The organism is Pseudomonas sp. PDM21 (assembly GCF_014852505.2).
In the GTDB taxonomy this organism is placed as follows: Bacteria; Pseudomonadota; Gammaproteobacteria; order Pseudomonadales; family Pseudomonadaceae; genus Pseudomonas.
In genome coordinates this window covers 666,072-682,189 of the sequence record NZ_CM181223.1, presented here as the reverse complement: position 1 = coordinate 682,189, position 16,118 = coordinate 666,072, and the positions used below count along the sequence as shown (strand labels likewise).

The following is a 16,118-nucleotide window of genomic DNA, read 5'->3' as shown; positions in this document are numbered from 1 at the left end:
TCCCCTTTGGGGGATTCGCAGGTCACCGCGACCCAGCCCTGGTGACCTCAGTGCAAAACTCCTCAGCTCTGCCCGTCCGTCCGCATGCCTGCCCCGGCCTGCTGCGTATCGTGGCCTCCCGCGATGGCGGCATCTGCCGCATCAAGCTGCCCTGCGGGCAACTCGACGCTAGCGCCGCGCGCGCCATCGCCCTGGCTGCCGAACGCCATGCCAACGGCGTGCTGGAAGCGACCAACCGCGCCAACCTGCAGATTCGCGGCGTGCATGCGGGTGCCGAAAACGCGCTGAGTCGTGAGTTGCTGGCCGCCGGCCTCGGCCCGCGCGAACTGGCGTCGGACGACGTGCGCAACCTGCTGGTCAGCCCGGCAATGGGCCTGGGCACTGGCAGCGCATTCGATGCGAGCCCACTGGCCCGCCAACTGCTCGACCTGCTGGAACGCACGCCGCGTTTCCACGACCTGTCACCCAAGTTCGGTATCCAACTGGACGCCGGCGAAGCGCTGGCGATGCTGGAGCACCCCAACGATCTCTGGCTGTCGGCCCTGTCCGACGATGCGGCGCCGCTGTTCGCCTTCGGCCTGGCCGGTTGCCCGCCGCAGCGCGAGAGCGATCGCTCCGCCCTCGCCGCCGTGTCCGCCGGGCAGGTACCGCAGTTGGTGGAAGCCCTGCTGCACCTGTTCCTCGACCTCGCCGGCGACGGCCAGACGCGCATGCGCCACCTGCGCGAGATGCTCTGCGATGAGGTGCTGCTGGAGCGCCTGCAGCAACGCCTGCCGTTCGCGCTGCAACTCGGGCCGGCTGTGGATAACTGGCGACGTCCTGCACCGCAGACCTTCGGGCACCTCGGGATTCAGCCCCAGCGCCAGCCGGAACGCACCATGGTCGGCGCGGGATTCGTCCTCGGACGACTCGACAGCACCACCCTGTTCGGCCTCGCGGACCTTGCCGAGCGCTTCAGCGTCGGACAGCTGCGTCTGACTCCCTGGCAAAGCCTGATCCTCCCAGACGTGGCACAAACCGATGCCGCCGTTGTACTCGGCGCGCTGGCCAATCTCGGCCTGGTGATCGACGCCGCGCAGCCGCTGTCGCGCCTGGTCGCGTGCAGCGGCTCCAGCGGTTGCGCCCGCGGGCTGGCCGACACCAAGGCCGATGCCCTGCGCCTGGCCGAACGCCTACGCCACGCACCGCCGGCCGGCGTGCACCTGTGTGGCTGCCCGCGCTCCTGCGCCGCCGCCCACGTCGCCCCCTACACCCTGCTGGCCGTCGCCGACGGCCGCTATGACCTGTTCCGTCGCGCCGACGACGTGGCCGGCTTCGGCCAGCCATTGGCGCGCAACCTTTCCCTCGATGCCGCCGGCGACCTGCTGGCCGCACCCGGAGCCCTCACCGATGCTTGATTACATTCGCGACGGCCAGGCGATCTACCGCCAGTCCTTCGCCACTATTCGCGCCGAAGCCGATCTGTCCGGCATCCCCGCGGACCTCGAGAAACTCGCCGTGCGGGTGATCCACGCCTGCGGCATGGTCGACGTCGTGCAGGACCTGCACTTCTCCGCCGGCGCCGGGGCCATCGGCCGTGCGGCGCTGGCCGCTGGCGCGCCGATCCTCTGCGATGCGCGGATGGTCGCCGAGGGCATCACCCGCGCGCGCCTGCCGGCACACAACGAGGTGATCTGCACCCTCAACAATGCGGACGTGCCCGACCTCGCCCGCGAGCGGGGCAATACCCGCTCCGCGGTGGCGCTGGAGCACTGGCGCGAGCACCTGGAAGGCAGCGTGGTGGTGATCGGCAACGCGCCGACCGCGCTCTTCTACCTGCTGGAAATGCTCGATGCCGGCGCGCCGAAGCCGGCGCTGATCCTTGGCTTCCCGGTGGGTTTCGTCGGCGCCATGGAATCCAAGGACGCCCTCGCCGCCGACAACCGTGGCGTGCCCTACGTGATTGTCCGAGGCCGCCGTGGCGGCAGCGCGATGGCCGCCGCCGCAGTGAACGCCCTGGCCACGGAGGTGGAGTGATGACCGGCCGCCTCATCGGCCTGGGCGTCGGCCCGGGCGACCCGGAACTGCTGACCCTCAAGGCCCTGCGCCTGCTGCGCGCGTCCCCGGTGATCGGCTACTTCGTGGCCAAGGCCAAGCACCACGCCGGCCAGGGCGGCAACGCCTTCGCCATCATCGAGCAGCACCTGCTCGATGAGCAGCAACGCCTACCGCTGGTCTACCCGGTGACCACCGAGAAGCTGGAGCCACCGCTGACCTACGAAGGCGTGATCAGCGACTTCTATGACACCGCCGCCGAGCAGGTGGCGATGCACCTGGATGCCGGCCGCGACGTGGCGGTGATCTGCGAGGGCGACCCGTTCTTCTACGGTTCCTACATGTACCTGCATGACCGTCTTTCGGAACGGTATGACACCGAAGTCGTACCCGGCGTCTGCTCGATGCTCGGCAGCGCGGCGGTGCTCGGCGTGCCGCTGGTTTATCGCAACCAGAGCCTGTCGGTGCTGTCCGGCGTGCTGCCGGAGGACGAACTCAAGCGTCGCCTGGCCGACGCCGATGCGGCGGTGGTGATGAAGCTCGGCCGCAACTTCGACAAGGTCCGTCGCGTGCTGCGCGAGCTGGGCCGTGACGGCGGCGCCCACTACGTCGAGCGCGCGACCATGCGCGAACAGCGCATCGTGGCGCTGGACGACGTCGACCCGATGGCCTCGCCGTACTTCTCGATGATCGTCATCCCCGGCCAGCGGTGGAACGGCTGATGCGCGCTGCCATTGTCATTCTCGGCCAGGGTGCGCTGGCCACGGCGCGACGCCTGCAGGGTATTTATCCACAGGCGCGTGTGCTGGGCCTGAAGGACCGCGTCGAAGGCGCCGATGAGTCCTACACAAACTTCGGCGAGACCCTGCGCCAGCTTTACCGCGACGACACCCCGATCATCGCCCTGTGCGCGGCCGGTATCGTCATCCGCACCCTCGCTGCGCTGCTGGTCGAGAAAGGCGCTGAGCCGCCAGTGCTGGCCGTCGCCGAAGACGGCAGCGCCGTGGTACCGCTGCTCGGCGGGCTCGGCGGGGTGAACCGCATGGCCCGCGAGATGGCCGCCGCACTGGAGGTGGCGGCCGCCATCACCACCAGCGGCGAGCTGCGTTTCGGTGCCTGCCTGCTCGACCCGCCACCGGGCTATGCACTGGCGGATATCGAACAGGGCAAGCGCTTCGTCTCCGACCTGCTGGGCGGCGACACCCTGCGCATCGAGGGCGACGCGCCCTGGCTGGAGGAACTGGGCCTGCCGCTGGCCGACGACGCCGCGCACACCCTGCGTATCGATGCGCGCGCCGAGGGCATCGCGCAGAACGAACTGCGCATCCATCCTCGTATCGTCCTCGCCCACGTCACGCTGGTGGACTCGCAACTGCACGAGCGCATTCGCCAGGGCCTGGCGCAGGCCGGGCTGGCCGAGGCGTCGCTGGCCGCGCTGGTGGCGCCGCGCTGCCGCATGGCCGATCCGGCGCTGGCGGAGGCTGCCCGTGAGCTGGGCGTGCCACTGCGGTTCATCCACAGCGACGACGAACTGCCGCCAGCGGTGCTGCAGGGCGACTCCTTCCACCTGCACCGCGCCGCCACGCCAGCTGAAGCCCAAGGTATTGGTCAGCCGCGCGGGCGACTCAGCGTGATCGGTCTGGGCCCAGGCGCCAGCGACTTCATGATTCCTGCCGTACGTCGCGCGCTGGACGAAGCCCAGGACCTGCTCGGCTACGAGACCTACGTGAAGATGGCCGAGCCGTTGCGCGACGACCAGGTGCGCCACTGCACCGACAACCGCGAGGAAATGCAGCGCGCCCGTCATGCCTTCGAACTGGCCGCCAGCGGCCGGCGCGTGGTGGTGATATCCTCCGGCGACCCCGGCGTGTTCGCCATGGCCGCCGCCGTGATGGAAGCCCTGCACGAGAGCGGCGACCCGCATTGGCATGGTGTGGAGCTGGAGGTGCTGCCGGGCGTGTCCGCCGCGCTGGCGGCTGCCGCCAAGGCCGGTGCGCCGCTGGGGCATGATTTCTGTCTGATTTCCCTGTCGGACAACCTCAAGCCCTGGGACGCCATCGAGAAACGTCTCGATCATGCCGGCGCTGCCGACCTGGCCATGGCCTTCTACAACCCGATATCCAGGGCCAGGCCCTGGCAATTGGGGCGCGCGCTGGAAATCGTCCGCCGCCACCGCACGCCGGAAACCGTGGTGGTGCTCGGCCGCGACGTCGGCCGCCCGGCGGAAGCCCTGCGCGTCGTCACCCTCGGCGAGCTGGTGCCGGAGATGGTGGATATGCGCACGCTGGTAATCATCGGCTCCTCCCTGACTCGGCGCTTCCCCCGTGCCGGCGGTGGCGACTGGGTGTATACGCCGCGCTGGTATCGCTGAAGCAAAACTGTAGGAACGCCCCACGGGCGTGGTCGCGGGCATGGCCCGCTCCTACAGGAAACACCGGAGCTTCAGACACATCTTGCAAATGGCTATCGCCTTGTTGAAAATGCGATAAATTATCATTTGCAACCTTTGCGCGCCCATGTCCTCGACCTTCGACGTCCAGTCGCTCTACAGCGACCATCACGGCTGGCTGCACAACTGGCTTCGCGGCCGGCTGGGCAACGCCGCCGATGCCGCCGACCTGGCCCAGGACACTTTCCTGCGCGTATTGCTCAGGCCCGAGCGCGTCGAACTGCATACCCCGCGCGCCTTCCTGCGCACCGTCGCCCGCGGTCTGGTGATCGACCACTGGCGTCGCCAGGAGCTGGAGCGCGCCTACCTCGACTCCATCGCCCATCTGCCGGAAGCGCAGGTGCCGTCGGCGGAAGACCGGCACACCATCCTCCAACTGCTGGAGAACATCGCCCGCCTGCTCGACGGCCTCAAGCCGAAGGTGCGCAGCGCTTTCCTGCTGGCCCAGTGCGAAGGCATGCCCCATGCGCGGATCGCCGAGGAGCTGGGCGTCTCGGTCCGCTCGGTGGAGCGCTACATCGCCGAAGCGCTGTTCCACTGCTATCAGTTGCGGTACGCCGAGTGAGCGGCGCCAGCGCCACGCCCGATCCGCGGGTGGTGAAGCAGGCCATCCAGTGGACCCTGCGCCTGAGCGGCAATGCCGATGCTGAGTTGCTCAGCGCCTGCGAGCACTGGCGCCAGGCCAACCCCGAACACGAAACCGCCTGGCTGCGGGTGCAGGCGCTGAACAGCGAACTGGCCGCCGGCTACCAGGCCGTGCCCGGCGCCCGCGTGGCTCTGGAGACGCTGGAAAACACCAGCCAGCGCCTGCAGCGGCGCCAGGCGCTCAAGCTGCTATCGACCTTCGCCATCGGCGCCTCCGCGCTGTGGCTGGCGCGCGAAGTCGCTCCCTGGCAAAGCTGGATGGCCGACTACAGCACCACCACCGGCGAGCGCCGGCGCTTCACCCTGGCCGATGGCAGCCTGCTGCAACTGAACACCGACAGCGCGGTGAACGTACGCTTCGATCCGAGCCAGCGCCTGCTGGTGCTGGAGCGCGGCGAGATTCTCGTCAGCACCGCGAAGGACGCCGCGCGCCCATTGCGGGTGCGCAATCGCGACGGCCTGTTCGAGGCCCTGGGCACCCGCTTCGTGCTGCGCCAGGACGAGCGCTCCACGCGCCTGAGTGTCGAGGAAGGTTCGGTGGCCATCGCCCCGCGCGTACGCGGCCAGACCACCACCATCGCCGAAGCCGGGCAGTCCTACGAGATCAATGGCGACAGCGCGCTGCTGGCCGAACGCAGCAACATGGACAGCGCCGCCTGGGCCGACGGCCTGATCGTCACCCGCGACATGCGCCTGGCGGACTTCCTCGCCGAGATCGGCCGCTACCGTCACGGGCATCTGCATTGCGATGCCAGCGTGGCCGACCTGCGACTGTCCGGCGTATTCCGCCTGGACGACACCGACAAGCTGCTGGCCCTGTTGCCTCAGACACTGCCGGTGCGGGTGGAAAAGCGTACGGACTGGTGGGTGACGGTAAGCGCACGCGGCTGACGGTCAATTCCATCGGCAGGAGCGCCCCATGGCGCAATCGCGGACGTGGCGCGCTCCTACATGTCAGCGCCAAACAGTTTTATTTCTCAAACGAGAATTATTTTTGTCGGGTTTCGCCGACCGGATCGGCAAGGAGGAATAACCCGATCATTCCCCTTGTCCACGGAAGCCCCAGCATGCCAGCCGTCCACCTCCCGATGCCCTCCTACGCCCTGCCCCGCGCCAGCCGGCTGGCCCATGCCGTGCGCGGCGCGCTGCTGTGCGCCAGCCTGGGAGCCAGCCTGCCGCTGAGCGCCTTCGCCGCAGACGCTTCCGCCATCACCAGCAGTCGCGCCTACGCGATTCCGGCCGGACCGCTGGACGAGGTGCTGAACAGCTTCGCCCGCGAAGCCGGCATCACTCTGTCGGCCACGCCGGAGCAGACCCGCGGCCTGAACTCGGCCGGGCTGAACGGGACCTACTCGGTGGATCAGGGCTTGTCGCGCCTGCTGGCCGACACTCCGTTGGAAGCCGCCGACCAGGGCGACGGCAACTACGTGCTGCGCGCCGCCGCGCCGAGGGACGTGCTGGCCATGCCGTCCAGCGAAGTGTTCGCCCTCGGCAACGCGCTGGGCGAGGAAGACGGCTACCTGGCGACCCACAGCCAGATCGCCACCAAGACCTCCAAGTCCCTGCTGGAGACCAGCCAGAGCGTCTCGGTGATCACCCGCGAGCAGATCGACGATACCGCCTCCAAGACCGTACAGCAGGCGATCCGCTACACCCCCGGCATCTTCACCGGCCAGGTCGGCGCCTCGAACCGCTATGACTACATCGTCATGCGCGGCTTTGCCGACAACAGCGTGGACAACATCTATCTCGACGGCCTGAAGGCCATGGGCGACAGCGGCACCTTCAGCTCGATGCAGATCGACCCGTACTTCCTCGAACGCATCGACGTGCTCAAGGGCCCCTCCTCGGTGCTTTACGGCCGCAGCCTGCCCGGCGGCCTGGTGGCGCTGACCAGCAAAAAGCCGCTGTACGAGGACTACCACCAGATCACCGGCACCGTGGGCAACATGGGTCAGAAGGAAATGGGCTTCGACTTCAGCGGCCCGCTGGATGAGGAGAAGCGCATCGCCTACCGCCTGGTCGGCCTGGGCAAGGGTTCGGACACCCAGTTCGACCACGTCAAGGAGGAGCGCTACGCCATCGCCCCGACCCTGGCCATCGACTTTACCGACGACACCACCCTGACCCTGCAGGGTTACCTGCAGCACGACCCGAACGGCGGCTACCACGGCGGCGTGCCGGCGGACGGCGCACTGTTCCACCACAACGGCCAGAAGATATCCCGCGAGTTCTTCGACGGCGAGCCGAGCAAGGATGACTTCGACCGTACGCAGCGCATGTTCGGCTACCAGCTGGAACACCGTTTCGACGACGTGTGGACCGCACGGCAGAACTTCCGCTACCTGGATTCCGACGTCGATCTCTCGCAGGTCTACGCCTACGGCTGGACAGCGCCTGACCAGAACACCCTGAACCGCTACTTCTCCGGCGCCCGCGAGCACCTGCAGGCGTACATCGTGGATAACATGGCGCAGGCCGAGTTCAGCACTGGCGCGGCCAAGCACACCCTGCTGATGGGCCTGGACTACCAGCGCCGCCGCACCACCGTGGACTGGCGCTCCGGCTCGGCGCAGCCGCTGGACGCGTTCGACCCGCACTATGGCAACGACGCCATCAGCTACTACCCGGACGACAACCACACCCGCCGCCTGGAGCAGACCGGCGTCTACCTGCAGGACCTGATCGACGTCGACAACTGGCGCTTTTCCCTCGGCATGCGCGAGGACTGGGTGACGGTCGAGGACAAGAACCGCAGCAGCGGCAGCAAGGCCGACGACGACTGGAAGAAATTCACCGGACGCCTCGGCGCGCTGTACCTGTTCGACAACGGCATCGCGCCGTACATCAGCTACTCCGAGTCGTTCAACCCCAACGCTTACTCCGACCAGTCCGGCACGCCGCTGGAACCGACCGAAGGCAAGCAGTGGGAAGCCGGCCTGAAATTCCAGCCCGAGGGCAGCCGCAGCCTGTACACCGCGTCGATCTTCCACATCACCCAGGAAAACGTCGCGTCGAAGGAGCCGCAGGACAACTTCTACACCTCCGTGGGTGAAGTGCGCTCCCAGGGCCTGGAGCTGGAGGCCCACACCCAGGTCACCGACAACCTCAAGGTACTCGGCAGCTACACCTACACCGACATCACCTACACGAAATCGCTGGACGGCAACCAGGGCCATACCCCGAACCAGGCGCCCAAGCACATGGCCTCGCTGTGGGCCGACTACGGCTTCAACGCCGGCCCGCTGGACGGCCTGACCCTCGGCGGCGGCGCCCGCTACGTCGGCGAGACCTGGGCGGACAAGGAAAACACCCTGCGTGTACCGGACTACACCCTGGTGGATGCACGCATCGGCTACGACCTGTCCCGCGTCGGCCTGAAGGGCCTGGACGTCAGCCTCAACGCCAACAACCTGCTGGACAAGGACTACGTGGCGTCCTGCTACAGCCTGGACTTCTGCTACTTCGGCGAGAAGCGCAACGTCACCGCAACGGTGAACTACCAGTTCTGATTGCAAGCCACCCAGTTGCAGAGGGCGCATGCCCTCTGCAACTTCCTCTTACATATGCAGCCAGCCATATCCCCCCTTCGGGTGGGCACTGCTGGAACAGCACCGCTCTATGCTCGCCCTCCTGTCCGCGCTCTCGCACAACAAGAACAACCTGGCCAAGCCAGCAGGAGCACTCATGAGTCAAAGTCTCGAGACAATTTCGTCCCCTCTGGCCGAGCAGATGTCATCCAGCCGCGCGCTCTATCGCAAGGTCATCTGGCGTCTGCTGCCATTCCTGGTGCTTGCTTACGCGATCAACGCCATCGACCGCCTCAACATTTCCTTCGCCAAGCTGCGCATGGCCGAAGACATCGCCCTGAGCGAGGCAGCGTACGGGATCGGCGCCGGTATCTTCTACCTGGGCTACATCCTCTTCGAGGTACCCAGCAATCTGTACATGCAGCGCGCCGGCGCCCGCGCCACGCTGACACGGATCATGGTGTTGTGGGGCATCGTCACGGTGGCCACCGCCTTCGTCACCACCGCCAATCAACTGATCGTCGCGCGGTTCTTCCTGGGCGTCGCTGAAGCCGGGTTCTTCCCTGGCGTCATTCTCTACCTCACGTACTGGTTCCCCAGCGAACTGCGGGGCCGGATCACAGCCGTATTCATCATGTCGGCAATGGTCGCCGGCATCACCAGCGGCCCGCTGGCCGGCTGGATCATGACCTACTTCCACGGCTGGATGGGCCTGCGTGACTGGCAGGTGCTGTTCGTCCTCGAAGGCATCCCCGCGATACTGCTGGGGGTGTTCGGCTGGTACTGGCTGGCCGACCGCCCACGCGAGGCGAACTGGCTGAGCAACGAGGAGAAGGATCGCCTGGAGGCGGCACTGGCCAGCGAGCCGGCGAAATCCGGCGAACACGGCCGCTTCCTCGATGTGCTGCGCGACCCGCGGGTGTATATCGCCGGCCTGGTGTTCTTCTGCGTCTACAGCGGTTCGAACACCGTATCGTACTGGATGCCGACACTGATCCGCGGCTTCGGCATTGAGGACCTCAAGTCCATCGGACTGCTCGCCAGCCTGCCGTACGCGGTGGGTATCGTCGGCATGTACCTGCTCGGTCGCAGCTCGGACAAGCGCCAGGAACGCCGCTGGCACGTCGGCGCGACCATGCTGGTCAGCGCCATCAGTTTCTTTCTGCTCGGTTTCGCCCAGGGTCACCTGCTGCTCTCGGTGGCCCTGATGACCCTCGGCGCAGCAACGGCGATGTCCGCCCTCTCGCTGTTCTGGACCATTCCACCGGCCCTGCTCAGCCCTGCCCGGGCAGCCGGCGGCATTGCAGTGATCAGCGCCATCGGCGGCCTGGCAGGAGTGATCAGCCAGATCATGGTCGGCGCGATCAAGACCGCCACTGGCAATCTGTACCTGGCCTTCGATGTGATTGCAGCGACCCTGGCCATCGGCGCGCTGATCCTGCTGATCGGCATTCCGGCGCATCACTTGCGCAAACGGCCGCACTGAGCGGCAGACAGCAAAAGGCCCCGCTTCGACGGGGCCTTTTGCTTCAACCGGGGTTAGAACTCCGCCGCGTGGCGGTAGCGCGCCTCCAGCTCCAGGGAGACGCGGTAGGCCTGCGCCTCGCCTTCGGTGTGGAAGATCCCGACCAGCTGGCCTTCCTGGTGCACATCCCAGCAACGCCCGCCGTGGGCGCGGAACTCACGGGATTTATGGTCGTCGTCACGCTCGGTCACTGTAATGCTCATGTCTTTTCTTCTCCGGTTTGCCGTACATCAAGGCAATGCCAGAATCATTTAATTAGCTAGCTAATTAAATACTCGCTTTCGAGAAAGACCCTTGCAAGGATTCGCCAAAACGAGCGTCCCAGAAACGCAAAAGCGCAGCTCGAAGGCTGCGCTCTTGGTGACGATCCGTTCGGCTTAGAACGGAATGTCGTCATCGAAGCTGTCGTAGTCCGGAGCCGGTTGCGGCGCGGGCTGGGACTGCTGTTGCGGCGCAGGGCGCTGGGCCTGCTGCGGACGCTGCTGCGGCTCGCGGGGAGCGCGCGGAGCATCGTCACCACCGGCGCCCGGACGGCCGCCCAGCAGCTGCATGTTGCCGTTGATGTCGACCACGATTTCGGTGGTGTACTTGTCCTGGCCGTCCTGACCCTGCCACTTGCGGGTACGCAGGCTGCCTTCGACGTAGATCTGCGAACCCTTGCGCACGTACTCGGCGACGATTTCCGCCAGGCGACCGAAGAACACCACGCGGTGCCACTCGGTACGCTCCTGCTGCTGACCGGTCTGCTTGTCCTTCCAGCTCTCGCTGGTGGCCAGGGTGACGTTGGTCACTGCGTTGCCGTTGGGCATGTAGCGGGTTTCCGGATCGCCACCAACGTTACCGACCAGAATGACTTTGTTAACCCCACGGGCCATGACGCTCTCCTAAAGGCTTCAGCACGTCGCCTGCTCGGCACCGGCAAGGCGCTCGAGGGACGTGCGATCAACTTGTTGGGAATCCACTTTGACATAAGCGGCCGCTTCTTCAGCGACCACCATCACATCGCTCACACCGGGCAATGCCTTGAAACGCTCAGCCAACGAAGCATCGCGCAGCGCCTCATCGGAAAGAGGCAGGCGAATACTCGTTACATAAGGCGGTTCGCGCATGGTAACAGCAATCGCCAGCCAGATGGCAGCCAGCACCGCGCAGCCGATGAACACCCCGTCGAGCCCGCCGTGCTGGAACATCCAGCCGCCCAGGATGCCGCCCACGGCGGCGCCGAGGAACTGGCTGGTGGAGTACACGCCCATTGCCGTGCCCTTGCCGCCGGCCGGAGAAACCTTGCTCACCAGCGAAGGCAGCGAAGCCTCCAGCAGGTTGAACGCGGTGAAGTAGACGATGATGCCGAACACCAGTTCCTTGAGGCTGTTGCCGAACTCCCAGAAGAACAGTTCGCAGAGCATCAGGGTCGCCACGGCACCGGTCAGCACGCGTTTCATCTGACGCTTCTTCTCGGCGTAGATGATGAACGGGACCATGCCGAAGAAGCCCACCAGCAGCGCGGTCAGGTAGACCCACCAGTGTTCTTCCTTGGGCAGCCCGGCGCGCTCCACCAGCGCCAGTGGCAGCGCGACGAAGCTGGCCATGAGGATAGCGTGCAGGACCAGAATGCCGGCGTCCAGGCGCAGCAGTTCGCCGTTCTTCAGGGTCGGCAGCAGCGACTGCTTGGCCACGCTGGACTCGCGGTGCTGCATGCGGTGGTCGGGGGTCGGCACGAAGAACAGGATGATCAGCATGCCCACCAGCGCCATGCCGGCGGTGAACCAGAACAGGCCGTGCAGGCCGAACCAGTGGGTCAGTACCGGGCCTGCGACCATCGCCACGGCGAAGGATACGCCGATGCTCATGCCGATCATGGCCATGGCCTTGGTGCGGTGCTGCTCGCGGGTGAGGTCGGAGAGCATCGCCATCACCGCCGCGGAGATCGCCCCGGCGCCCTGCAGGACGCGGCCGGCGATAATGCCCCAGATGGAGTCGGCGTTGGCCGCCAGCGCGGCACCAGCGGCGAACACCAGCAGGCCAACGACGATGATCGGCCGACGGCCGATGCGGTCGGACAGGGTGCCCAGCGGAATCTGCAGGATCGCCTGGGTCAGGCCGTAGGCGCCGATGGCCAGGCCGATCAGTGCCGGGGTGGCGCCGGCCAGGTCCTGGCCGTAGGTGGCGAGCACCGGCAGGACCATGAACATGCCGAGCATGCGGAACGCGAAGACCAGGGACAGGCCGGCGGCCGCGCGGGTTTCGGTGCCACTCATGCGCTCAGTGTGGGAATCGTGCATAAGCCCCTCATGAAAAGACAAAAAACGGGAATGCGCTGGATTGCCCCCGTGGCGGCGCGCCATCCGGGCCTTGCAGGGCCGGTTGTCGCCAACGCCGAAAAATAGCCGCGCATTCTACCAGCCCAACGGTCCAAGGGCACACACGCGCTACTTTGCCGCGTGCCGGAAACGCCCCGTATAATCGATAGTTTTCGCCCGCCATGCGAGGCCGCAGTGGACAAGATCCTCATCCGTGGGGCACGTACCCACAACCTGAAGAACATCGACCTGACCCTGCCGCGCGACAAGCTGATCGTGATCACCGGCCTGTCCGGTTCCGGCAAGTCTTCCCTGGCCTTCGACACGCTCTACGCCGAAGGCCAGCGCCGCTATGTGGAATCCCTGTCGGCCTACGCCCGGCAATTCCTCTCGATGATGGAAAAGCCTGATGTCGACACCATCGAAGGCCTGTCGCCGGCAATTTCCATCGAGCAGAAATCCACCTCCCACAACCCGCGTTCCACCGTGGGCACCATCACCGAGATCTACGACTACCTTCGCCTGCTCTATGCACGCGTGGGTATTCCGCGCTGCCCGGACCACGATATCCCGCTGGAAGCCCAGACAGTCAGCCAGATGGTCGACCAGGTGCTCGCGCTGCCCGAAGGCCGCAAGCTGATGCTGCTGGCTCCGGTGATCCGCGAGCGCAAGGGCGAGCACCTGGCGGTGTTCGAGGAGATGCGCGCCCAGGGCTTCGTCCGTGCCCGCGTCGACGGCAAGCTCTACGAACTGGATGAAGTGCCCAAGCTGGACAAGAAGCTCAAGCACTCCATCGACATCGTGGTCGACCGCTTCAAGGTGCGTGGCGACCTGCAGCAGCGCCTCGCGGAATCCTTCGAGACGGCGATCAACCTGGCAGACGGCATCGCGCTGGTGGCACCGATGGATGACGAAGAAGGCGAAGAGATGATCTTCTCCGCCCGCTTCGCCTGCCCGATCTGCGGCCATTCCATCAGCGAGCTGGAACCCAAGCTGTTCTCCTTCAACAACCCGGCCGGCGCCTGCCCGACCTGCGACGGCCTGGGCGTGAAGCAGTTCTTCGACGCGCGCCGGGTGGTCAACGGCGAGCTGACCCTCGCCGAGGGCGCGATCCGCGGCTGGGACCGGCGCAATGTCTACTACTTCCAGATGCTCGGCTCGCTGGCCGGGCACTTCGGCTTCAGCCTGGAAGAACCGTTCCAGGACCTCGACCCGGACCACCAGAAATTCATCCTCAACGGCTCCGGCCGCGAGAATGTCGAGTTCCGCTACCTCAACGACCGTGGCGACATCGTCAAGCGCGCGCACCCGTTCGAGGGCATCCTGCCGAACCTGGAGCGCCGCTACCGCGAGACCGAGTCGGCCACCGTGCGCGAGGAGCTGGCCAAGTTCCTCAGCACCCAGCCCTGCCCGGACTGCCACGGCACCCGCCTGCGCCGCGAGGCGCGTCACGTCTGGGTGGGCGACAAGACCCTGCCGGCGATCACCTCGATGCCGGTGGGCACCGCCTGTGAGTACGCCGAAAGCCTGACCCTGACCGGCCGCCGCGGCGAGATCGCCTCGAAGATCCTCAAGGAGATTCGCGAGCGCCTGCAGTTCCTGGTCAACGTCGGCCTCGACTACCTGACCCTGGACCGCAGCGCCGACACCCTGTCCGGCGGCGAGGCCCAGCGCATCCGACTGGCCAGCCAGATCGGCGCCGGCCTGGTGGGCGTCATGTACATCCTCGACGAGCCCTCCATCGGCCTGCACCAGCGAGACAACGAGCGCCTGCTGGGCACCCTCACCCATCTGCGCAACCTGGGCAACACGGTGATCGTGGTCGAGCACGACGAGGACGCCATCCGCCTCGCCGACTATGTCGTCGACATCGGCCCCGGCGCCGGCGTGCACGGCGGGCAGATCGTCGCCGAGGGCACACCGCAACAGGTCATGGACCATCCGGACTCGGTCACCGGCGCCTACCTGTCCGGCCGCACCAAGATCGTCGTGCCCGCCGAGCGCACCCCGCGCAACAAGAAGCAGCTGCTCAAGCTCAAGGGCGCGCGCGGCAACAACCTGCAGAACGTCAACCTGGAAATCCCGGTCGGCCTGTTCACCTGCATCACCGGCGTCTCCGGCTCGGGCAAGTCGACGCTGATCAACAACACCCTGTTCCCGATCACCGCCACCGCGCTCAACGGCGCCACCACGCTGGAGGTCGCGCCCTACGACTCGTTCGACGGCCTGCAGCACCTGGACAAGGTGGTGGACATCGACCAGAGCCCGATCGGCCGCACCCCGCGCTCCAACCCGGCGACCTACACCGGGCTGTTCACGCCGATCCGCGAGCTGTTCGCCGGCGTGCCGGAAGCCCGCTCGCGCGGCTACGGTCCGGGGCGTTTCTCGTTCAACGTCAAGGGCGGCCGCTGCGAGGCCTGCCAGGGCGACGGCGTGATCAAGGTAGAGATGCACTTCCTGCCGGACATCTACGTCCCCTGCGACGTCTGCAAGGGCAAGCGCTACAACCGCGAGACCCTGGAAGTCCGCTACAAGGGCAAGAGCATCACCGAGGTGCTGGACATGACCATCGAGGACGCCCGGGCGTTCTTCGACGCCGTGCCGGCCATCGCCCGCAAGCTGCAGACACTGATGGACGTCGGCCTGTCGTACATCAAGCTGGGCCAGAGCGCGACCACGCTGTCCGGTGGTGAGGCGCAACGGGTGAAGCTGTCCCGCGAGCTGTCCAAGCGCGATACCGGCAAGACCCTGTACATCCTCGACGAGCCGACCACCGGCCTGCACTTCGCGGATATCCAGCAACTGCTCGACGTGCTGCACCGCCTGCGCGACCACGGCAACACGGTGGTGGTGATCGAGCATAACCTGGATGTGATCAAGACCGCCGACTGGCTGGTCGACCTCGGCCCCGAGGGCGGCTCCAAGGGCGGCCAGATCATCGCCACCGGCACACCGGAGCAGGTCGCGGAACTGGCGGTGTCGCACACCGGGCACTTCCTCAAGCCGCTGCTGGAGCGCGATCGGGCCTGATCCGCACCGGCATGAAAAAAGCCCCTGCCGCCGAATGGCGCAGGGGCTTTTCTTTTGGATCTTGTAGGAGCGGACTATGCCCGCGATCAGCGCGCCTCGCGCGCTCCTGCAAGATACAGATCAGATCTGCGACTGCAGGTAGTTCTCCAGGCCCATCTTCTGGATCAGGCCCAGCTGCTGCTCAAGCCAATACGCGTGGTCTTCCTCGGTATCGGTCAGCTGCACGCGCAGGATGTCGCGGGTGACGAAGTCCTTGTGCTTCTCGCACAGGGCGATGCCCTTGGCCAGGGCGGCGCGTACGTGACGCTCCAGCTTAAGGTCGGCTTCCAGCATCTCCGGCACGGTCTTGCCCGGGTGGATGTCGTCCGGGCGCATGCGCGGAGTGCCTTCGAGCAGCAGGATGCGACGCAGCAGGGCGTCGGCGTGCTGGGTTTCCTCTTCCATTTCGTGGTTGAGGCGCTCGTAGAGCTTGGTAAAGCCCCAGTCCTCGTACATGCGCGAATGGATGAAGTACTGGTCGCGAGCGGCCAGCTCACCGGTCAGCAGCGTGTTGAGATAATCGATAACCTCGGCGTGGCCTTGCATCAGCCTTCTCCCTGGGACGT

The 16,118-nt window shown here is 66.4% G+C and carries 13 protein-coding genes; 9 read left to right on the top strand and 4 right to left on the bottom strand.

The window, feature by feature from the left end; translation table 11 throughout:
• Positions 1-41: 41 nt before the first annotated feature.
• From cobG to IB275_RS03310, 8 genes are all read left to right on the top strand, one after another.
• Positions 42-1,397 (top strand): precorrin-3B synthase, encoded by a 1,356-nt coding sequence (gene cobG, locus IB275_RS03345; protein ID WP_412548210.1) that lies wholly within the window; start codon positions 42-44, stop codon positions 1,395-1,397.
• Complete coding sequence (locus IB275_RS03340; protein ID WP_192290583.1) at positions 1,390-2,016, top strand: precorrin-8X methylmutase; 627 nt, start codon at positions 1,390-1,392, stop codon at positions 2,014-2,016. The genes cobG and IB275_RS03340 overlap by 8 nt, the downstream gene beginning before the upstream one ends.
• Complete coding sequence (locus tag IB275_RS03335) at positions 2,016-2,756, top strand: precorrin-2 C(20)-methyltransferase (protein ID WP_081517091.1); 741 nt, start codon at positions 2,016-2,018, stop codon at positions 2,754-2,756. Before IB275_RS03340 ends, IB275_RS03335 begins: the two co-directional genes overlap by 1 nt.
• Positions 2,756-4,405 carry a precorrin-3B C(17)-methyltransferase gene (cobJ, locus tag IB275_RS03330; RefSeq protein WP_192290585.1) on the top strand — a complete coding sequence of 550 codons (1,650 nt, stop codon included), beginning with the start codon at positions 2,756-2,758 and terminating at the stop codon, positions 4,403-4,405. The genes IB275_RS03335 and cobJ overlap by 1 nt, the downstream gene beginning before the upstream one ends.
• A gap of 145 nt (positions 4,406-4,550) precedes the next feature.
• The gene (locus IB275_RS03325; RefSeq protein ID WP_081517089.1) at positions 4,551-5,048 is read left to right on the top strand and encodes a sigma-70 family RNA polymerase sigma factor; all 498 of its coding nucleotides are present in this window, start codon (positions 4,551-4,553) and stop codon (positions 5,046-5,048) included.
• Positions 5,045-6,019 carry a FecR domain-containing protein gene (locus IB275_RS03320; protein WP_318652551.1) on the top strand — a complete coding sequence of 325 codons (975 nt, stop codon included), beginning with the start codon at positions 5,045-5,047 and terminating at the stop codon, positions 6,017-6,019. Before IB275_RS03325 ends, IB275_RS03320 begins: the two co-directional genes overlap by 4 nt.
• A 176-nt stretch (positions 6,020-6,195) precedes the next feature.
• Positions 6,196-8,640 carry a TonB-dependent siderophore receptor gene (locus IB275_RS03315; RefSeq protein WP_192290587.1) on the top strand — a complete coding sequence of 815 codons (2,445 nt, stop codon included), beginning with the start codon at positions 6,196-6,198 and terminating at the stop codon, positions 8,638-8,640.
• Positions 8,641-8,815: 175 nt separating this feature from the next.
• Positions 8,816-10,144: an MFS transporter gene (locus IB275_RS03310; RefSeq protein WP_192290589.1), complete on the top strand. Its 1,329-nt coding sequence runs from the start codon at positions 8,816-8,818 to the stop codon at positions 10,142-10,144.
• A gap of 53 nt (positions 10,145-10,197) precedes the next feature.
• On the opposite strand, the gene IB275_RS03305 is transcribed toward IB275_RS03310, so the two are convergent.
• From IB275_RS03305 to IB275_RS03295, 3 genes are all read right to left on the bottom strand, one after another.
• Positions 10,198-10,386, bottom strand: a complete 189-nt coding sequence (locus IB275_RS03305) for a hypothetical protein (RefSeq protein ID WP_192290591.1) — start codon at positions 10,384-10,386, stop codon at positions 10,198-10,200.
• Between the two features lie 174 nt (positions 10,387-10,560).
• Positions 10,561-11,058, bottom strand: coding sequence for a single-stranded DNA-binding protein (ssb, locus tag IB275_RS03300; RefSeq protein ID WP_017521888.1), 498 nt, complete (start codon positions 11,056-11,058; stop codon positions 10,561-10,563).
• An 18-nt stretch (positions 11,059-11,076) separates the two neighbouring features.
• On the bottom strand, positions 11,077-12,465 hold the full coding sequence (locus IB275_RS03295; RefSeq protein WP_081517085.1) for an MFS transporter: 1,389 nt from the start codon (positions 12,463-12,465) through the stop codon (positions 11,077-11,079).
• 213 nt (positions 12,466-12,678) lie between these two features.
• On the opposite strand from IB275_RS03295, the gene uvrA reads away from it, so the two are divergent.
• Entirely contained in the window at positions 12,679-15,513 is a 2,835-nt protein-coding gene (gene uvrA, locus IB275_RS03290; RefSeq protein WP_081517084.1) for an excinuclease ABC subunit UvrA, read from the top strand.
• Between the two features lie 120 nt (positions 15,514-15,633).
• On the opposite strand, the gene bfr is transcribed toward uvrA, so the two are convergent.
• Positions 15,634-16,098: a bacterioferritin gene (gene bfr, locus IB275_RS03285; RefSeq protein WP_015475340.1), complete on the bottom strand. Its 465-nt coding sequence runs from the start codon at positions 16,096-16,098 to the stop codon at positions 15,634-15,636.
• Positions 16,099-16,118 lie beyond the last annotated feature (20 nt).